Annotated in this window: 19 protein-coding genes and 1 tRNA gene; 11 read left to right on the top strand and 9 right to left on the bottom strand. The window is 72.4% G+C overall.

Going from position 1 to position 18,674, the window contains the following annotated elements; genetic code table 11:
• Positions 1-58 precede the first annotated feature (58 nt).
• A tRNA-Asp gene (locus tag ACZ5GH_RS19590) sits at positions 59-132 on the top strand.
• Positions 133-489: 357 nt separating this feature from the next.
• Here the strand turns inward: ACZ5GH_RS19590 and bldC are convergent.
• Both bldC and ACZ5GH_RS19580 read right to left on the bottom strand, forming a co-directional pair.
• Positions 490-696 carry a developmental transcriptional regulator BldC gene (gene bldC / locus ACZ5GH_RS19585; protein ID WP_014137253.1) on the bottom strand — a complete coding sequence of 69 codons (207 nt, stop codon included), beginning with the start codon at positions 694-696 and terminating at the stop codon, positions 490-492.
• Between the two features lie 487 nt (positions 697-1,183).
• Positions 1,184-2,131 carry a DUF8083 family protein gene (locus tag ACZ5GH_RS19580; RefSeq protein ID WP_464334897.1) on the bottom strand — a complete coding sequence of 316 codons (948 nt, stop codon included), beginning with the start codon at positions 2,129-2,131 and terminating at the stop codon, positions 1,184-1,186.
• A gap of 207 nt (positions 2,132-2,338) precedes the next feature.
• Here ACZ5GH_RS19580 and ACZ5GH_RS19575 point away from each other — a divergent pair, with 207 nt between their 5' ends.
• Positions 2,339-3,496, top strand: a complete 1,158-nt coding sequence (locus ACZ5GH_RS19575) for a Glu/Leu/Phe/Val dehydrogenase dimerization domain-containing protein (protein WP_387759033.1) — start codon at positions 2,339-2,341, stop codon at positions 3,494-3,496.
• A 383-nt stretch (positions 3,497-3,879) separates the two neighbouring features.
• A complete protein-coding gene (locus ACZ5GH_RS19570; protein WP_387759032.1) occupies positions 3,880-4,140 on the top strand; it encodes a DUF3073 domain-containing protein in 261 nt (86 codons plus the stop codon).
• Between the two features lie 203 nt (positions 4,141-4,343).
• On the opposite strand, the gene purM is transcribed toward ACZ5GH_RS19570, so the two are convergent.
• The 3 genes from purM to ACZ5GH_RS19555 form a co-directional block, all read right to left on the bottom strand.
• Entirely contained in the window at positions 4,344-5,477 is a 1,134-nt protein-coding gene (gene purM / locus ACZ5GH_RS19565; protein ID WP_387759030.1) for a phosphoribosylformylglycinamidine cyclo-ligase, read from the bottom strand.
• Positions 5,478-5,556: 79 nt separating this feature from the next.
• Positions 5,557-7,140 carry an amidophosphoribosyltransferase gene (gene purF / locus ACZ5GH_RS19560; protein ID WP_387759028.1) on the bottom strand — a complete coding sequence of 528 codons (1,584 nt, stop codon included), beginning with the start codon at positions 7,138-7,140 and terminating at the stop codon, positions 5,557-5,559.
• Between the two features lie 338 nt (positions 7,141-7,478).
• Positions 7,479-8,324, bottom strand: coding sequence for a diacylglycerol kinase family protein (locus ACZ5GH_RS19555; RefSeq protein WP_464334896.1), 846 nt, complete (start codon positions 8,322-8,324; stop codon positions 7,479-7,481).
• 126 nt (positions 8,325-8,450) lie between these two features.
• On the opposite strand from ACZ5GH_RS19555, the gene ACZ5GH_RS19550 reads away from it, so the two are divergent.
• Positions 8,451-9,734 (top strand): adenylosuccinate synthase, encoded by a 1,284-nt coding sequence (locus ACZ5GH_RS19550; RefSeq protein WP_387759024.1) that lies wholly within the window; start codon positions 8,451-8,453, stop codon positions 9,732-9,734.
• Positions 9,735-9,887: 153 nt separating this feature from the next.
• Positions 9,888-10,490, top strand: coding sequence for a GNAT family N-acetyltransferase (locus ACZ5GH_RS19545; RefSeq protein WP_464334895.1), 603 nt, complete (start codon positions 9,888-9,890; stop codon positions 10,488-10,490).
• A gap of 37 nt (positions 10,491-10,527) precedes the next feature.
• Here the strand turns inward: ACZ5GH_RS19545 and ACZ5GH_RS19540 are convergent, their stop codons facing one another.
• Positions 10,528-10,683, bottom strand: a complete 156-nt coding sequence (locus ACZ5GH_RS19540) for a hypothetical protein (RefSeq protein WP_387759021.1) — start codon at positions 10,681-10,683, stop codon at positions 10,528-10,530.
• Between the two features lie 336 nt (positions 10,684-11,019).
• Between ACZ5GH_RS19540 and ACZ5GH_RS19535 the strand changes: the two genes are divergently transcribed.
• From ACZ5GH_RS19535 to metG, 3 genes are all read left to right on the top strand, one after another.
• The gene (locus tag ACZ5GH_RS19535) at positions 11,020-11,868 is read left to right on the top strand and encodes a helix-turn-helix domain-containing protein (RefSeq protein ID WP_464334894.1); all 849 of its coding nucleotides are present in this window, start codon (positions 11,020-11,022) and stop codon (positions 11,866-11,868) included.
• Entirely contained in the window at positions 11,865-12,065 is a 201-nt protein-coding gene (locus ACZ5GH_RS19530) for a DUF397 domain-containing protein (RefSeq protein ID WP_387759019.1), read from the top strand. Before ACZ5GH_RS19535 ends, ACZ5GH_RS19530 begins: the two co-directional genes overlap by 4 nt.
• A 115-nt stretch (positions 12,066-12,180) precedes the next feature.
• The gene (metG, locus tag ACZ5GH_RS19525; RefSeq protein WP_464334893.1) at positions 12,181-13,914 is read left to right on the top strand and encodes a methionine--tRNA ligase; all 1,734 of its coding nucleotides are present in this window, start codon (positions 12,181-12,183) and stop codon (positions 13,912-13,914) included.
• A 34-nt stretch (positions 13,915-13,948) separates the two neighbouring features.
• On the opposite strand, the gene cutA is transcribed toward metG, so the two are convergent.
• Positions 13,949-14,290, bottom strand: a complete 342-nt coding sequence (gene cutA, locus ACZ5GH_RS19520) for a divalent-cation tolerance protein CutA (RefSeq protein ID WP_464334892.1) — start codon at positions 14,288-14,290, stop codon at positions 13,949-13,951.
• A gap of 180 nt (positions 14,291-14,470) precedes the next feature.
• Here cutA and ACZ5GH_RS19515 point away from each other — a divergent pair, with 180 nt between their 5' ends.
• From ACZ5GH_RS19515 to ACZ5GH_RS19505, 3 genes are all read left to right on the top strand, one after another.
• A complete protein-coding gene (locus ACZ5GH_RS19515) occupies positions 14,471-15,352 on the top strand; it encodes a TIGR03620 family F420-dependent LLM class oxidoreductase (RefSeq protein ID WP_464334891.1) in 882 nt (293 codons plus the stop codon).
• A gap of 22 nt (positions 15,353-15,374) precedes the next feature.
• The gene (locus ACZ5GH_RS19510; protein WP_387759012.1) at positions 15,375-15,686 is read left to right on the top strand and encodes an ArsR/SmtB family transcription factor; all 312 of its coding nucleotides are present in this window, start codon (positions 15,375-15,377) and stop codon (positions 15,684-15,686) included.
• A gap of 73 nt (positions 15,687-15,759) precedes the next feature.
• On the top strand, positions 15,760-16,599 hold the full coding sequence (locus ACZ5GH_RS19505; RefSeq protein WP_464334890.1) for an alpha/beta fold hydrolase: 840 nt from the start codon (positions 15,760-15,762) through the stop codon (positions 16,597-16,599).
• Between the two features lie 40 nt (positions 16,600-16,639).
• On the opposite strand, the gene ACZ5GH_RS19500 is transcribed toward ACZ5GH_RS19505, so the two are convergent.
• Together ACZ5GH_RS19500 and ACZ5GH_RS19495 are read right to left on the bottom strand one after the other, a co-directional pair.
• A complete protein-coding gene (locus ACZ5GH_RS19500; RefSeq protein WP_464334889.1) occupies positions 16,640-17,533 on the bottom strand; it encodes a class I SAM-dependent methyltransferase in 894 nt (297 codons plus the stop codon).
• A 49-nt stretch (positions 17,534-17,582) separates the two neighbouring features.
• The gene (locus ACZ5GH_RS19495; RefSeq protein WP_464334888.1) at positions 17,583-18,578 is read right to left on the bottom strand and encodes an NAD(P)/FAD-dependent oxidoreductase; all 996 of its coding nucleotides are present in this window, start codon (positions 18,576-18,578) and stop codon (positions 17,583-17,585) included.
• Positions 18,579-18,674 lie beyond the last annotated feature (96 nt).

Genomic DNA, 18,674 nt, shown 5'->3' with positions numbered 1-18,674 from the left:
GGCTACAGTCTGTCTTGTTCGCAGCGCGGCAAGCGAGTGAACGAGATCAGGAAACTCTGGTCCCGTGGAGCAGTTGGTTAGCTCGCCACCCTGTCAAGGTGGAGGTCGCGGGTTCAAGTCCCGTCGGGATCGCCGCAGTGCGAGAGGCCCGGAACCGTCAGGTTCCGGGCCTCTCGCTTTTGACCGTCCGGCTCCTTACCCCGGCTAGGTCTAGACCACAAGTGACGGATCGTGTGACGGTCGTCACGCACCCCCCTCCGGAACCAGCGCCGCGAAACCCCCTCCGGAACCCCGCTAATTTAATATGTAAAATTGTACAGCTATTCACTGTAAATCCCCCCCACCCCACGCGCATCAAATCGTTATCCGGAGTTCAACATTCCGACCGCTCGGCCGACCCGGAACGCCCTCCGGCGGGTACGACAAAGGGGCCGCTTACCGGACCCGGCGGAGTCCGGTAAGCGGCCCCTTTAAAGAGCCTTTGGCCTATCAGGCCTCAGTGCGCTGGGCGGGAATCCCGGCCAGCAGAGCGCGCACCTCCGCCTCACGGTAACGGCGGTGACCTCCGAGCGTGCGGATCGACGTCAGCTTGCCCGCCTTGGCCCAGCGGGTGACCGTCTTCGGGTCCACGCGGAACATGGTGGCAACCTCTGCCGGCGTCAGCAGCGGCTCAGCATCAGGGGTACGAGCGGTCATGAGCGGCCTCCTCGGGAGAACCGAACCAGGGCGGTTCTATCCTTCAAATTCTGCACCTTGGCCCGCGATGCCCGAAATGGCATAGACGGGCCGAGTCGGTTATAGGACGAACGGCTTGTCCTGGTGTCTACAACTACACCATCCGTCCAGCCCTATCGACCAAACCGCCAAAATTGACCCCTCACGGGTTCAAGGCCGACGGATGGCGATGGACCACCCCATAACGGACAGTCACAAAGCCATGACATCCGGTTACGAGGGGACCAGACCCTCCGTTTCCCCGCAAAGCACGCATCGACTCCAGAACCACCCAAAAGTGGGCACGCTCACGTGAAGTTGGGCTGGTTGTCCCATTTTTGCACATAGGGGTAAGTTCGCGTCAACGGTGAGTAGTGTCACGTTCGACAGCTATTGACCCGAACCAGGACCTTGGTCATCGCGCCCGCGGTCCTTAGGACTCTTACAGTCATACACGCGCGGTCGGACGTCAGTTCGCGTGCCGCAGCGCCAGCACCCGGCGCCACCGCAGCGTCAGCTCCCCGTACACCCGCAGCGCCTCGGCGGTGTCCCCCGCCCGCAGCGCGCGCAACCCCTCCTCCAGCTCCCCCGCCGAACGGTCCGCCAACAGCCGCTCCGGGCCCAGCAGATGCACCAGGCCCCCGTAGTCCAGTTCCACCAGCGAGCGCGGATGGAACTCCTCCAGCCAGCGCCCGACCCGCTCCGCCCCCCGCACCAGCTCCCCGTCCGGCACCGCCTCGCGCAGCGCCCGGAAGGCCCGCGCCACCCGTCGGCGCGCCTGCGCCATCGGCACCAGGTAGAACAGCGCCGCCGGCCGGCCCGCCTGGTCCTCCCCCGTCCCCGCTCCCCCACGCCCGTCCGCGAGCCCCTCGGCGGGGCCGTCCGGCGGCCCGCCCCCGCCCGGCACGAAGCAGCGGTCCTCGTCCCCGAACGGCAGGAACCAGCGCACCGGCACCTCCCACCGGCTGGTCAGGATCCACGGCCGGGCGTCCGGGTGCTCGGCCCGCCAGCGCTCCCGGTCCGCCTCGGCGGCCGCCCGGGTCACCGGCGGCAGTGCGGAGTCCAGCAGCGCCACCGGCAGCCCGGCCCGCAGCTCCTCCAGCGCCTGCCAGCTGCGCAGCCTGGTCGCCCACGGGCAGACGTACAGTACGCCGTCCACCACCCGCAGGTACGCCCGCCCGCTCTCCCGCTCGGGCAGCGCCCGGGGGGTGCGGGCGGCCAGCCCGGCGAGCGCCTCCCGCTGCTCCTCCAACACCGCCGCCGCCACCGCCCCGGCCGGCTCCGCGGCGTCCGGCCCGCGCTCCGCCGCGTAGGCCTGCCAGTGCGCCCGCTCGGGCTCCGGGTAGGCGGCCAGCGGCTCGTAGACCCGCAGGTGGGCGGCGTAGGGCGGTTGTACGGAAGTACGTACGGCGGTCACGTCCTGCATGGTCGCACGGGTCGCGCGGCCCCGGGAGAGCGCGCCCCCGAACGGTTCGCGCCCGTACCCCGCACCCGGTTCCGTCTCACTCCTCGGACGACCGGCCCCAGGTCGGACAAGACGGCCGATCGGCGGCGCACACGCGGCTACGCTTCGCCCTAGGCGCCCGCACCACAGCAGCGGGCCTTCATTACTGGAGTCACCACAGTGACCGACGTACAGACCCCCGCCACGCACCCCGCACCCGGCGTGCTCAGCAGGATCTTCCGTACCGAACAGGACGGCGCCCCCGGCGACGGTCACGAGCAGGTCGTCCTCTGCCACGACCGCAGCTCGGGTCTGAAGGCGATCATCGCCATCCACTCGACCGCCCTGGGCCCGGCCCTCGGCGGCACCCGCTTCTTCCCGTACGCCTCCGAGGAGGCGGCGCTGGAGGACGCGCTCAACCTGTCCCGCGGAATGTCCTACAAGAACGCGCTGGCCGGACTGGACCTCGGCGGCGGCAAGGCCGTCATCATCGGCGACCCGAACAAGGACAAGAACGAGGCGATGCTCCGGGCCTACGGCCGCTTCGTCGAGTCCCTGCGCGGCCGCTACATCACCGCCTGCGACGTGGGCACCTACGTCCAGGACATGGACGTCATCGCCCGCGAGACCGAGTTCGTGACCGGCCGCTCCCCCGAGCACGGCGGCGCCGGCGACTCGTCCATCCTGACCGCCTTCGGCGTCTTCCAGGGCATGCGCGCCACCGCCCAGGCCCGCTGGGGCCAGCCGACCCTGCGCGGCAAGCGGGTCGGCGTCGCCGGCGTCGGCAAGGTCGGCCACTACCTGGTCGGCCACCTGGTCGCGGACGGCGCCACCGTCGTCGTCACCGACCCCTTCGAGGCCGCGGTCAACCGCGTCCGCGCGGCCCACCCCGAGGTGGAGGTGGTGGCCGACACCACCGCCCTGCTCCAGGCCAAGCTGGACGTCTACGCCCCCTGCGCCCTCGGCGGCGCGCTGACCGACTCCGTGGTCGCCGCGCTGGGCGAGTCCGGCACCTCGATCGTCTGCGGCGCGGCCAACAACCAGCTGGCCCACGCCGGCGTCGAGAAGGACCTGGCCGACCGCGGCATCCTCTACGCGCCGGACTACCTGGTGAACTCCGGCGGCGTCATCCAGGTCGCCGACGAGATCGAGGGCTTCAACTTCGAGCGGGCCAAGAACAAGGCCACGAAGATCTTCGACACCACCCTGGAGATCTTCACCCGGGCCACCGCCGACGGCGTCCCGCCGGCGGTCGCCGCGGACCGCCTGGCCGAGAAGCGGATGCGCGAGATCAGCGCCCTGCGCACGGTGCTGCTGCCCGGCGCCCGCCGCTCCTGACCGGACCGGTACCCGACCCCGTGCTGCGCGGGGGGCCGTCACCGCGGCCCCTCGCGCATCACGATGTGGAACCGGATTCTCACTTCTGCGCCCGATCGGGTGATCCCAGGCCCCCCTTGGGGGGATAATCAGTCCTGGAACGACGGACCCGAACCACCTCCGGACAGCGTGCAAACCGCCGCAAAACCTCCCCTGACCTGGGAAGACCTGGTCTCGGGTGCAGTCGGTGCGCGCCACGTCACACTGACGACGTACCGTCCAGCGGCGGAAACAGGTACCGTTAATGCTCCAAGGGACGGTCCTCCCATTCGGGCAGGCCGCTCCTGATCATGAACACGTGTCAGACTCGGGGCCGTGAGCCCCATCGTTGAGGGGGTCGACCCATGGGGCGCGGCCGGGCCAAGGCCAAGCAGACGAAGGTCGCCCGCGAGCTGAAGTACAACAGCGGCGGGTTCGACGCTAACCGTCTGTCCAACGAGCTGGGCGTATCGCCGTCCACCGCTTCGATCGACCCCGAGCCGATCGAGGAGGAGGACGACGACGACCCGTACGCGGAGTACGCAGCCCGGTACGCCGACCTCGACGACGAGGACGACAACGAGCCGGGCACCGGGACGTCGCAGGCCTCCCGCCGCCGCTCGTAGCACAGCAGTCCCGCCGACCGGTCCGGGCGCCCAGGGCGCCGGGCCGGTCTTCGGCGTCCCCTCGTACGGCGGCCGCGGCCCGGTCCGTACGGCGCCGCTCCGCACCGGCCGCCGACGGCCTCCAGCCGTCCCGCCGAAGGCCTCCCCGCATGCGGAAGGGCCCCTCCGGAATCCGGAGGGGCCCTTCCGTCGTCAGGGCCGGGTCAGCTCGCCCGGAATCCCTCGTAGGCGTTGTAGAGGGCCGCGCCGCCCTCGTGCTCGTCGGTGCGCTCGACGATGTCGCCGAGCAGCCAGGACTCCACGCCGCGGTCCTCCAGGATCGACAGCACGACGTCCACCGAGTGCGGCGGGACGACCGCGACCATGCCGACGCCCATGTTCAGCGTCTTCTCGATCTCCAGGGTGGCCACGTTGCCGACCTCGGCGACGGTCCGGAAGACCGGCAGCGGGGTCCAGGTGCCGCGGTCCAGGCGGGCGTGCAGGCCGTCCGGGACGACCCGGGCCAGGTTGGCCGCCAGGCCGCCGCCGGTGACGTGCGAGAAGGCGTGCACCTCGGTGGCGCGGGCGAGCGCCAGGCAGTCCAGCGAGTAGATCCGGGTCGGCTCCAGCAGCTCCTCGCCGAGGGTGCGGCCGAACTCCTCGACCTTGCGGTCCAGCTTCCAGCCGGCCTCGTTCAGCAGCACGTGGCGGACCAGCGAGTAGCCGTTGGAGTGCAGGCCGGAGGCGGCCATCGCGATCACCACGTCGCCGGCCCGGACCCGGTCCGCGCCGAGCAGCGCGTCGGCCTCGACCACGCCGGTGCCGGCGCCCGCGACGTCGTACTCGTCCGGGCCCAGCAGGCCCGGGTGCTCGGCGGTCTCGCCGCCGACCAGGGCGCAGCCGGCCAGCGCACAGCCCTCGGCGATGCCCTTGACGATCGCGGCGACCCGCTCCGGGACGACCTTGCCGACGCAGATGTAGTCGGTCATGAACAGCGGCTCGGCGCCGCACACCACCAGGTCGTCGACGACCATGCCGACCAGGTCGTGGCCGATGGTGTCGTGCTTGTCCATGGCGGCGGCGATGGCCACCTTGGTCCCCACGCCGTCGGTGGCCGAGGCCAGCAGCGGCCGCTCGTAGTTCTTGAAGGCGGACGCGTCGAAGAGGCCGGCGAAACCGCCGAGACCGCCGACCACCTCGGGGCGGTTGGCCTTCTTCACCCACTGCTTCATGAGCTCGACGGCGCGGTCGCCGGCCTCGATGTCGACACCGGCGGCGGCGTAGGTGGCGCCGTCGGAGGGGCGACGCGCAGCGTCACCGTTGTGGGTGGTGGTGGGCGACGGGTGGGAGCTGGTCACTGCGTGCGGCCCTCTCGGGTCAGGTGGGGGTTGGAACAGCGGTGGGGCCCCGGCTTTCGGGACCCCACCGTGCGGACGCTTACGGCCGGCGCAGCGCGTCGGCCGCGCCCGCCCCGCCGAGCAGCGACTGGACGCCGTCCAGGTCGCTGCCGCTGGTCGGCTTGCCGCGGACGGCCGGAGGCTGCTGGCCGCCCTTGATCTCGGCCTCCAGCAGGAGCTTGCCGAGCAGCGCCGGGTCGGGCAGCTCCATCGGGTACTCGCCGTCGAAGCAGGCCCGGCAGAGCCGGTCCTTGGGCTGCTTGGTGGCCTCGATCATGCCGTCGATCGAGATGTAGGAGAGCGAGTCCGCGCCGAGGGTGCGGCCGATCTCCTCGATGGTCATGCCGTTGGCGATCAGCTCCGCGCGGGTGGCGAAGTCGATGCCGAAGAAGCAGGGCCACTTCACCGGCGGGGAGGAGATCCGGATGTGGACCTCGGCCGCCCCGGCCTCGCGCAGCATCTTGACCAGCGCGCGCTGGGTGTTGCCACGGACGATCGAGTCGTCCACGACCACCAGGCGCTTGCCCTGGATGACCTCGCGCAAGGGGTTCAGCTTGAGCCGGATGCCGAGCTGGCGGATGGTCTGGCTGGGCTGGATGAAGGTGCGGCCCACGTAGGCGTTCTTCACCAGGCCGGAGCCGTACGGGATGCCGCTGGCCTCGGCGTAGCCGATCGCGGCGGGGGTGCCGGACTCGGGCGTCGCTATCACCAGGTCGGCCTCGACGGGGGCCTCCTTCGCCAGCCGGCGGCCCATCTCCACGCGGGAGAGGTGCACGTTGCGGCCGGCGATGGAGGTGTCGGGGCGGGCCAGGTAGACGTACTCGAACACGCAGCCCTTGGGCTTGGCCTCGGCGAACCGGGAGCTGCGCATCCCGTTCTCGTCGATGGCGATGAGCTCGCCGGGCTCGACCTCGCGGATGAAGGAGGCGCCGCAGATGTCCAGCGCCGCCGTCTCGGAGGCGACCACCCAGCCGCGCTCCAGCCGGCCGAGCACCAGCGGGCGGATGCCCTGCGGGTCGCGGGCGGCGTAGAGGGTGTGCTCGTCCATGAAGACGAGCGAGAAGGCGCCCTTGACCGCGGGCAGCACGACCTTGGCCGTCTCCTCGATGGAGAGGTCCGGGTGGCCGGCGAGCAGGGCCGTCACCAGGTCGGTGTCGTTGGTCGCGGCGGTCCGGCCGGAGCGCGAGACGTGCTCCTCGCCGGGCAGTTCGGCGACCATGGCCGCCAGTTCGGCGGTGTTCACCAGGTTTCCGTTGTGCCCGAGGGCCAGCGAACCGTGAACGGTCGCCCGGAAGGTCGGCTGGGCGTTCTCCCAGACCGAGGAACCGGTGGTCGAGTAGCGGGCGTGTCCGACGGCGATATGCCCGTGCAACGACCCCAGCGAGGCCTCGTCGAAGACCTGGGAGACGAGCCCCATGTCCTTGAAGACGAGAATCTGGGAGCCGTTGCTCACTGCGATGCCCGCGGATTCCTGACCGCGGTGCTGCAGGGCGTAAAGGCCGAAGAACGTGAGCTTGGCGACCTCCTCGCCGGGAGCCCAGACACCGAAGACGCCACACGCGTCCTGGGGGCCTTTCTCGCCGGGAAGAAGATCGTGGTTGAGTCTTCCGTCACCACGTGGCACGTCTTCGAGTCTAGGGCAGTCGGCTCCGGCTTCCGGACCCCGGGACTGCGGGTTTGTCCGGCGGCCGGGAGTTAACGCGCGTAGACAAAACCCCTTACCGGCCCGGGATTTCGGGTGGGGGGAATTCCGGCGGGTGGCGGTTGGCCTTGTGGTTCGCGCCTGTTGGGGAGTTCCGGGTGCGCAGCGGCGGGACTCCCGGCGCGGGCGAACGTGAGCCTGCTCACCCGGGGTTCCTCCGCCGGCCACCCGCCGGTCGCTCCCCGGTCGGTCGGGCCGCCGGTCGCAGCGGGACGTCGGGCCGTCGGCCGCAGCCGGGGCGGGCCGTCGGCCGCCTCCGGTCAGGCGGCCGGCAGCAGCAGGCCCCAGGCCCCCCGGTGCACCGTCCAGGTGCGGGCCCGGACCGGGCCGACCGGGTGGCCGTCCGCCTCGTAGCCGAAGCCGCGCCCGACCACCGAGACGCTCGCCGCCCGGGCCCGCACCAGGGCGCCGGAGGCGGCGACCACCACGTCCATCTCGCCCGTGCCGTCCGAGGCGCCGGACGGGAGCGTCACCTGCACCAGCCGGACCGGCCGGTGGACGTCCGCGAGCAGCCGGCCGTCGGCCTCGACCCGGACCCGGGAGCCGTGGTCCACGCCGTCCGGGGTGAGTGCGTTCGCCTGCTCGGCCGCTGCCAGTTTCGCCCATAGCGAACGCCAGCCACCCGGACGGCCCACCGGGCGACGGGCGGCCCCGCCGGTGATCCGCACCCCGCCCAGGGCCACCCCGCCGCCGTCGTCCACCAGCAGGTCCAGCCGGCGCGGCGCGCCCGACAGCACCGCCCGCGCGGCCCGGACCGGCTCGCCCGGCACGCCGAGCGCGCGGGCAGCCGCGAGCTCCTCGGAGCGGCCGACCGGAACCATTCCCACCGGTTCGGTGCCCAGCTCACGCTGGCGATGCAGGGCCTGGAGCACCCGCTGCAGCGCGAGGTCGGAACCGATCACCACCGGTCGCCGCCGGCCCCGGTGCGAAAGCACCCGGTCGAGCTCGGAAGGGCTCTCCGGAAAGACCACCTTGACGTCCGCGCCCCCGCAGAGCACGTCCTTCGCGATCCGCACCGACTCGCCGTCGGTCTGCCGGGCCACCGGGTCGAGGAGCAGCAGGAGCGGCTCCGGGCCGCCGGTAGCAGGCGTGGACAGGGACGACACGACCGGTCCTTCCTCAGGTAATCTCTCGGTGCAAGAGCCCCTTGCGCCATTGCGCCAGGGGCTTCGTCTATCTCGGGGCAGACTGCGGCCTACGCAGGATGCCCCAACCGGAAGGGGTGTACGCCTGTGCCGGCACTCGTGCTCGTTGGCGCTCAGTGGGGAGACGAGGGCAAGGGGAAGGCCACCGACCTCCTCGGCGGTTCCGTCGACTACGTGGTCCGCTACCAGGGCGGAAACAACGCCGGTCACACGGTGGTCATCGGCGACCAGAAGTACGCCCTGCACCTGCTCCCTTCCGGAATCCTCAGCCCGAACGTGACGCCGGTGATCGGCAACGGCGTCGTGATCGACCCGGCCGTGCTGCTCTCCGAGCTGGCCGGCCTGAACGAGCGCGGCATCGACACCTCGAAGCTGCTGGTCTCGGGCAACGCCCACCTGATCACGCCGTACCACCGCACCCTGGACAAGGTCACCGAGCGCTTCCTCGGCAAGCGCCGGATCGGCACCACCGGCCGCGGCATCGGCCCGACCTACGCGGACAAGATCAACCGCGTCGGCATCCGGGTCCAGGACCTGTTCGACGAGTCGATCCTCCGCCAGAAGGTCGAGGCGGCGCTGCACGACAAGAACCAGGTCCTGGTCAAGCTGTACAACCGCCGCACCATCCCGGCCGACCTGGTGGTCGAGGAGTACCTGGGCTACGCGGAGAAGATCAAGCCCTTCCTCGCCGACACCACCCTCGTCCTGGACGAGGCGCTGAAGGCGGACAAGGTCGTCCTGCTGGAGGGCGGCCAGGGCACCCTGCTCGACGTCGACCACGGCACGTACCCCTTCGTGACCTCGTCGAACCCGACCGCGGGCGGCGCCTGCACCGGCGCCGGCATCGGCCCGACCAAGATCGACCGGGTCATCGGCATCCTCAAGGCCTACACCACCCGCGTCGGCTCCGGCCCGTTCCCGACCGAGCTGTTCGACGCGGACGGCGAGGCGCTGCGCCGGATCGGCGGCGAGCGCGGTGTCACCACCGGCCGTGACCGCCGCTGCGGCTGGTTCGACGCCGTCATCGCGCGCTACGCGACCCGGGTGAACGGCCTGACCGACTTCTTCCTCACCAAGCTGGACGTGCTGACCGGCTGGGAGCAGATCCCGGTCTGCGTCGCGTACGAGATCGACGGCAAGCGCGTCGAGGAACTCCCCTACAACCAGTCGGACTTCCACCACGCCAAGCCGATCTACGAGACCCTCCCGGGCTGGACCGAGGACATCAGCAAGGCGAAGACCTTCGCCGAGCTGCCGAAGAACGCCCAGGCGTACGTGAAGGCGCTGGAGGAGATGTCCGGCGCGCCGATCTCGGCCATCGGCGTCGGCCCGGGCCGCGACGAGACGATCGAGATCAACTCGTTCATCTGAGCCCGATCCGGCGGCGGCGGCTGACCGCCGGCCGATCGCTTCGAAGGCCCCGCGGGACCCGTCCCGCGGGGCCTTCGCTCTGCCCGGCGCCCCAGTTTTGCACTAGTGCAGATACCTATTGCATCTAGTGCAGCGCGCCGCTACGTTCGGAGCATGACCGCGAAGCTGCCCTCATCCGTCGTCCTCACCGGCCGCCACATCCGCCTGGAGCCGCTGGAGCGCCGCCACCTCGCCGACCTCTGGACCGCCGTCGGCTCCGACCCCGAGGTCTGGCGCTGGACCATGTCCCTGCCGCCGGGCACGGAGGAGGAGTGCGGCGCGATCCTCGACGAGCGCATCGCGGAGTCGGCCGCGGGCGAGTCGGTGAACTTCGCCGTCGTCGACCTCGCCGGCGGCCGGGCCGTCGGCGTCACCGGCTACCACGACTACAGCGAGCGGGACGAGTCCGTGGAGATCGGCGGCACCTGGTACGCCCGCTCGGTCTGGCGCACCGCGGTCAACACCGAGGCCAAGCTGCTGCTGCTCTCCCACGCCTTCGAGGACCTCGGCATGAGCCGCGTCTTCTGGAAGACCGACGCCCGCAACGAGCGCTCCCGCGCGGCGGTCCTGCGCCTCGGCGCCCGCTACGAGGGGACGCTGCGCCGCCACCGGCTGCGCCCCGACGGCAGTTGGCGGGACAGCGTCTACTTCTCGATGCTCGCCGACGAGTGGCCGGCGGCCAAGGCCCGTCTGACGGAACGGCTTTCGCGGGGCTGAGCCGCCGGACCGGCGGGGCGCGACGGGGGCGCGACGGCTACTTCCGCTCGCCGGGGGCGGACCGGCGGGCCGCGAACTCGCGCTTCGCCGGGCGCGGTTCCCAGGCCTGGACGTTCACCAGCCAGACCAGCCAGCCGACGAACAGGACGGCGAGCAGGAGCGCCGACAGGCCGGCGACGAGAAGTGCGTTCACCGGGACGCGGGAAAGCACTGGTGAGGGTGGAGCCGGTGGGGGAGGCCGAGTGGCGGGAAAAGGGGCATGGCTGTCTCCGGTCAGTGATTTCGGGTGCCGCGACCATGCGTCTGGTGTGTCATTACGGCTGATAGACGTCTGCCTGCTGACTGTTTAGGCGACAACAAGTCAGTGAGTGACACGGACGACCATAGGGTTAGGGTGCCAGAGTTGCTACCGAGCGGGGGGACGTTCACTCCATCGTGGGGTATCCCCCGATTCGGTAGCTAGGGCCCGGTGTGCGCGGCACACTTCACCGGAAGCATCGACGCCAGCCGCGACCCGGAGAAGAGAGTCATGCCACCCCGCTTGTCGCCGACCGTGCGCCAGCAGCGCCTCGGAATCGAGTTGCGCAGGATCCGCGAACGCGTGGGCGTCACGCCCAAGAGCCTGGCCGCCACCATCGGCACCGACCTGCCCAAGATCTCCCAGATGGAGAACGGGAAGTCGGGCATCAGCGCCGAGCGGCTCCGGATCTGGGCGCGCACCTGCGGCTGCGAGGACGGGCCGTACCTGGACGCGCTGTTGACGATGACGCAGGACCGGCGCAAGTACTGGTGGGACGCCTACCGCGGCCGGCTGCCGAACGCGATCATCGACATCGCCGAGATGGAGCACCACGCGGCCTCCCTCTCCATCCTGAACAGCACCTTCATCCCCGGACTGCTGCAGACCCCGGAGTACGCCGCCGCGGTGTTCGAGCGGCTGCCCCCGCAGTACCGGCAGGAGGCGGACGTCCGGAAGGCGTTCCGGATCCGGCGCCAGCAGATCTTCGTCGACCACCCCAAGCCGTACAGCGCATTCCTGCACGAGTCCGCGCTGCGCATGCAGTTCGGCGGTCCGGAAGTGCTGCGCGACCAGTGGCGGAGCCTGCTGGAGAATTCCGAACGGCCCGGGGTGGAGATCCGGGTGATCCCGTTCAGCGTGCCCACCTACACCGGCTCGGGAGAGAGCCTGTACCTCGCCCGCGGGCCGGTCCCGGAGCTCGACACCGTCCAGATCGATCTCTCCCACGGGCCGAAATTCGTGCACACCCAGGCCGAATTGGCCTCCTACCGGCGGATCAAGGAGGAGACCGCGGCGATCGCGCTCGGGCCGGACGAGTCCCGGGACTTCATCCGGGCCTTGCTGAAAGACTTCGCATGAGCACCTGGCGCAAGGCGTCGGCGAGCGGAGAGAGCACCGACTGCGTCGAGGTCAGATCCACCGGCGGGCTGGTGGAGATCCGCGAGTCGGACCGGCCCGAGGTCGTCGTGCGGACCACGCCGCGCAAGTGGGCCGCCTTCGTCCGCGGGGTGAAGTCCGGGGAGTTCGACCGCTACGGCGACTTCACCCGGCCGTGAGCCTGCGGCCCGCCGCGGCCGCCGGGGTCTAGGCTGACAGCCCACAGTGGACCCCTGCGCCTGGCACGGCACTCCGGGTGGGGTGCGCGTGCGGGAGAAATCGGAGCATCCGAGGATGGCTCGGCACCTGATCACCAGCGCCCTTCCGTACATCAACGGGATCAAGCACCTGGGCAACATGGTCGGGTCCATGCTCCCGGCGGACGTCTACGCCCGCTACCTGCGCCGACGGGGACACGAGGTGCTGTTCGTCTGCGCCACCGACGAGCACGGCACGCCCGCCGAACTGGCCGCCCAGGAAGCCGGGTTGCCGGTCGCGGAGTTCTGTGCCCGGGCGCACGGGGCGCAGCGGGCGGTGTACGAGGGCTTCGGGCTCTCCTTCGACCACTTCGGCCGCAGCTCCTCGCCGCAGAACCGGGAGATCACCCAGGAGATCGCCCGCGAGCTCCAGCGCAACGGCTTCATCGAGGAGCGCGCGATCCGCCAGGTGTACTCCAACGCCGACGGCCGCTTCCTGCCGGACCGCTACATCGTCGGCACCTGCCCGCACTGCGGCTACGACAAGGCCCGCGGCGACCAGTGCGAGAACTGCACCCGGGTGCTGGACCCGACCGACCTGCTGGAGCCCCGCTCGGCCATCAGCGGCAGCTCCGACCTGGAGGTCCGGGAGACCCGGCACCTGTTCCTGCTCCAGTCCAAGCTCACCGAGGAGGTCGAGGACTGGATCGCCACCCACGCCGACGACTGGCCGGTGCTGGCCTCCTCGATCGCCCGCAAGTGGCTGACCGAGGGGCTCCAGGACCGCTCGATCACCCGCGACCTGGAGTGGGGCGTCCCGGTGCCGGCCGACGTGTGGCCCGAACTGGCCGCCGAGGGGAAGGTGTTCTACGTCTGGTTCGACGCCCCGATCGAGTACATCGGCGCCACCAAGGAGTGGGCGGACGCGGCCCCGGCCGGGCAGCTGCGGGACTGGAAGTCCTGGTGGTACGAGGCCGACGAGAGCGTCCGCTACACCGAGTTCATGGCCAAGGACAACGTCCCGTTCCACACCGTGATGTTCCCGGCCACCCTGCTCGGCTCGCGCCGCCCGTGGAAGAAGGTCGACTACGTCAAGGCCTTCAACTGGCTGACGTACTACGGCGGGAAGTTCTCCACCAGCCAGAAGCGCGGCGTCTTCACCGACGTCGCGCTGGAGCTGCTGCCCGCCGACTACTGGCGCTACTTCCTGATGGCGCACGCGCCCGAGTCGGACGACTCCAGCTTCACCTGGGACCTGTTCGCCTCGGTGGTCAACAAGGACCTCGCCGACACCTTCGGCAACTTCGTCAACCGGGTGCTCTCCTTCAGCCGCAAGCGCTTCGGCGGTGACGTCCCGGGCGGTCACGCGGCGGGCGAGGCCGAGCAGCGCCTCGGCGAGCAGGTCGCCGGCCTGCTCGCCGAGTACGAGGCCCAGTTGGAGGCGCTCAACTTCCGCAAGGCGGCGCAGGCCCTGCGCGCGCTGTGGAGCGCGGGCAACGCGTACCTGGACGAGAAGGCGCCCTGGCTGCAGGTGAAGACCGACCCGGAGGCGGCGGCGCTGACCCTGCGCACCGCGATGAACCTGATCCACCTGTACGCGGTGGTCTCCGAGCCGTTCGTCCCGACCGCGGCGGCGGCCGTGCGCGGGGCCTTCGCCCTGCCCGCGGACTCGCCGGCCGCCACCCGCGACTGGATCTCCCCGGCGGAGGCGCGGGCGCTGGACCTGGTGCCGGCCGGGACGGCGTTCACGGTGCCGCCGGTGCTGTTCGCCAAGATCACGGACGAGGACCTGGCGGCTTGGACGGCGCGCTTCGGGGGCTCGGCGGCCTGAACCCGGCCCGCGTTGAACGCGGCGGGGGCCCGCGCTACTCCGTCGCGCCCGCCGTCTCCCCGGCCACCCAGTCGAGGTAGCCCGGGCTGCCGCCCACCACGGGCACGGCGATCAGTTCGGGCGTCTCGTAGGAGTGCCGCCCGGCCACGAAGGCGGCCAGCCGGTCCATGAGTTCGGCCCTGGTCTTGAGGTCGATCCGCCACTCCCCGGCGTCCTGCACCTCGCCGTCCCACCAGAACACCGACCGTACGGGGTACACCTGGGCGCAGGCCGCCAGCCGCTCCCGCACCACGGCGGACGCCAGGTCCCGGGCCTGCTCCTCGCTCTCGTGGGTCGTGGTCACCACGACGAAGCGCTGCTCGCTCGCTGCTGTCATGACCCGACGGTATCCCGGGCCCGTTCGGCGGATGCCGTTCGGCGGATCGCGTGTCGGTGAGCCTCCTTGCGGTGACCCTCTTGCGGTGAACTCCCTTGCGGCGTCGGCCGTTGCGGATCACATCGTAAATCTGCGATAGTTCGATGCGTTGCGACCGGACCGTGGACGGAAGGGAGCCGTATGAGCGCGATCGACAGCCTGGGGCTGGGCCGGTTCGGGATCTACACCTTCGACTTCGAAGGCCTGGGTGCCGCTCGGATCCGGGACCACGCCCAGGAGTTGGAGGACCTCGGCTGGCCCGCGATCTGGGTCCCCGAGGCCGTCGGGCGCGAGGCGTTCACCCACGCCGGGCTGCTGCTCGCCGCCACCCGGCGGATCCGGATCGCCAACGGCATCGCCCAGATCTGGTCCCGCGAGGCCCGCCGCACCCACGGCGCCGCGCTGCTGCTGGCCGACGCCCACCCCTGCCGCCACCTGCTCGGCCTCGGCTACGGCGGCGTCCCGCGCCCCGGCGTCAAGCCGCTCGCCGCGATGGCCGGCTACCTGGACGAGCTCGACGCCCTCGCCGCGGCCCCGGACAACCCGGCCCCGGCCACCCCGGTCCGCCGGGTGCTCGCCGGGTACGGCCCGAAGATGCTCGAACTCGCCCGCGACCGCTCGCTCGGCGCCCACACGTACCACGTGACCACCGCGCACACCGCGCAGGCCCGGGAGATCCTCGGCCCGGACGCGCTGCTCGCGGTCGAGCACCCCGTGCTGCTCGAAGCCGACCCGGGGCGGGCCCGCGCCCTCGCCCGCGAGCACCTGGCGCCGTACCTCGCCACCCCGTACAACGCCGCCAAGTTCCGCCGCCTCGGCTACACCGACGAGGACTTCGCCGACGGCGGCAGCGACCGGCTGGTGGACGACCTGGTGTACTGGGGCGACCTCGACACCGTCGCCGCCAAGCTGCGCGGCCAGCTGGCGGCCGGCGCGGACCACGTCGCCGTGCAGGTCGTCGGCACCCCGCCCGGCGGCTCCGCCCTCCCGCACTGGCGCCGGCTGGCCGAGGCGCTGCTCTGACCACCGCCGGTACGCTTCCGGCATGGATGCCGACCTGGTCACCGCCCTGCGGGCGATCGCGAACCCGACGCGTCTGCAACTGCTGACCTGGCTGCGCGACCCCGAACACCACTTCCCGCTCGACGGCGCGATCGCCGACCCGCACGAGGTCGGCGTCTGCGTCAGCCACCTCCAGGCCAAGGCGGGCCTCGCCCAGTCCACCGTCTCCGCGTACCTCGCCGAACTGCAGCGCGCCGGCCTGGTCCGCGCCACCCGGATCGGCCGGTGGACCTACTACCGCCGCGACGAGTCGGCCGTGGCCGCCCTGCTCGGCGCCCTCGGGCAGGCGCTCTGACGACCGGAGCGGGACTCGGGCCCCGGCCGATTTCCCGTTGCCCCGGCCGGCCGGCGGTTGCCACGATCACCCGATGACGACCTTCACCGGCCCCGACGGCGCCCGGCTCGGCTACCGCGTGCTCGGCGGGGGCGAGCCGCTGCTCGTCCTGGCCGGCGGCCCGATGCGCGACTCCGCGTACCTCGGCGACCTCGGCGGGCTCTCCGCGCACCGCGCCCTGCACGTCCTCGACCTGCGCGGCACCGGCCGCTCGGAGCACCCGGCCGATCCGGCGGGCTACCGGGTCGACCGGCAGGTCGCGGACGTCGAGTCCTTCCGGGCCCGCCTCGGGCTCGACCGGGTGGACGTCCTCGCCCACTCCGCCGGCTGCTCGCTCGCCGTCCTGTACGCGCTGCGGCACCCCGGGCGCACCGGGCGGCTGGTGCTGGTCACGCCCAGTCTCCGGATCTTCGGCGGTACGGCCACCGAGGACCACTACCGCGAAGCGGCCGAGGCCCGCGGCCCCGCCGACGAGGAGTGGTACCCGGCCGCCCTGGCCGCCGTCCGCACCGCCTTCGCCGGCGGCACCGCCGACCCCGCCGCCGTGGCGCCGCTCTTCCACGGCCGCTGGGACGCCGCCGCCCGCGCCCACGAGGCCGACTGCGCCGCCCAGAGCCACCCGGAGGCCGCCGCGGCGTACCACGGCGGCGGCTTCCGGCCCGCCGAGGTCCGCGCGGCCGTCGCCGAACTCGCTTCCCCCGTCCTCCTGTTGGCGGGGGAGTACGACCCCGACCCGCGGCCGGGGACGGCCCGCGACGCGGCGGCGCTGTTCCGCGACGCCCGCGCCGCCGTCCAGCCCGCCGCCGGGCACTACCCGTGGCTGGACGACCCGGCCGCCTTCAGCCGTACGGCGGCCGCCTTCCTCAGCCACTGACGCCCCGGGCCGCCGCGGGCGCCGGGGGCCCGGCGGGCGGTCAGTCCCGGCGGGCGGTGTGGACGGTCATCGCGGAGAGGTAGAAGGCGTCCGGGCGGCGCAGGATGCCGGTGGGGGCGTCCTCGGCGAGCAGGGCGTCCAGGGTGGCCCGGTCCTCGGCGTCGAGCTGTTCGGCGAGCTGGTCGCGCCGCCGGGTCAGCTGGGTGTGCAGGTAGCCGCGGACGGGGTCGGCGAGCGGGGCGGGGTGGTCGACCAGGAAGGTGCGGGTGCCGGTCGGGGTCAGCCCGGCCCGCCCGAGCATGGCCGGCCAGTCCTCGATCTCCGCGGTGCTGCCGGGCAGTTCGGCCCGCATGGTGCTGAAGCCGTCCTCCTGGGCGGCGTCCATCCGGGCCTGGAAGCCGGGCCGGCCCAGGCCGAAGTCGCGCGGCAGGTAGCGCGCCGGCAGACCGCTCTCGGCGACGGCCAGCAGACCGCCGGGCCGCAGCGCCCCGGCGAGCGAGGTGAGTGCGGCCTGCTGGTCGCCCAGGTGGTGGACGGCGTTGCCGGACCAGATCAGGTCGGCCTCCCCGAGCTTGTCGAACTCGGCGGGCAGGTCGGCCTGTTGAGTGCCGAGCCGGCCGCCGGAGCGGGCCCGGGCCCGCTCCAGCAGCGCGGCCGACTGGTCGACGGCCACCACCTCGGCCGCCGGGAAGACCTCCGCCAGCAGCCCGGCGATCACCCCGGGCCCGCTGCCGACGTCGAGGACCCGGCGGACCGCGCCGTCCCCGTGCAGGCCGAGCAGCCACCGCCCGGCCTCGGTGACGGCGGCGGACCGCAGGTCGGCCTCCAGCTCCAGGTGCGCGGCGAGCGCGTCCCAGTCGAAGTCGGCGGCGGGGACGTGCCCGTGGGAGTGGCCGTGGCCGTGGGCGTGGTGCTGGTGCTGGTGCGCTGACATCCGGATTCTCCGATCGTGGATTGACGAAAGCTTCCCCGCTGGGTTGGTCTCAGACGGGCAGGGCGGCGCCGGACGCGCGGTACCGCTCGACCGCCCGGTCGAGCTCCTCCGCCGCGAGGTCGTGGTCGAGCGCGAAGGCGGCCGCCGCGCCCGCTCCGGCGGCGGTGACCACCTGGGCGCGCGGGTCGGCGACGTTGCCGACCGCCCAGACGCCGGGCAGGCTGGTGCGGCCGGTCCGGTCGGTGGTGACCCAGCCGTCGTCGTCCCGGGCGCAGTCGAGGCCGAAGAGCAGCGCGTCCCGGGGGACCGGCCGCGGGAAGACGAACACCGCCTCGCGCGGGACCACCTGTCCGTCCGCGAGTTCGACGCCGCGCAGCCGCCCGCCGTCGGACACCAGGCGGACGATCCGGCCCTCGACCACCCGGACGCCCCGGGCGGCGAGCCGTTCCCGCTCGGCGTCGGTCGGCACCACGGTGTGCGCGAGCAGCACCACGTCCGCCGACCACTGCCGCAGCAGCAGCGCCTGGCCGACCGCCCCCGGGCCGGTGCCCAGCACCCCGAGCGGGCGGTCGCGGACCTCCCAGCCGTGGCAGTACGGGCAGTGCAGCACGTCGCGGCCCCACCGCTCGGTCAGGCCCGGCAGCTCCGGCAGACCGTCCCGCAGCCCGGTGGCGACGACCACCCGGCGCGCGTGCAGCACCGGTCCGCCGGCCAGGTGGACCACGAAGCCGGGCCGGTCGGAGCCGTCCGACTCGATGTGCTCGACCCGGGCGTCGACCAGGTCCACCCCGTACCGGGCGACCTCCTCCCGCCCGACCGCCAGCAGCGCGGCCGGGGGCATTCCGTCCCGGCTCAGGTAGCCGTGCAGGTGGGCGGCGGGCGCGTTGCGCGGCTCGCCGGCGTCCACCACCGCGACCCGGCGCCGGGCCCGGCCCAGCACCAGCGCGGCGTTCAGTCCCGCCGCTCCGGCGCCGACCACCACCGCGTCGTAGCGCTCGCTCCGCCTCGTCCCGGCAGTTCCCGCCGTTCCGGCAGTCCCGGTCATCCCAGTTGTTCCGGCAGTTCCGGTCGTCTCGCCCATGGCGCTCACCTCCACCGCCAGGCTGCGGCCGGCCCCACCAGATCGGCAAGCTTTGTTGCC

It is taken from the genome of Kitasatospora sp. Xyl93, assembly GCF_055383135.1.
Note: the sequence above shows the minus strand (reverse complement) of the source record. Positions and strands in the feature narration are given on the sequence as shown.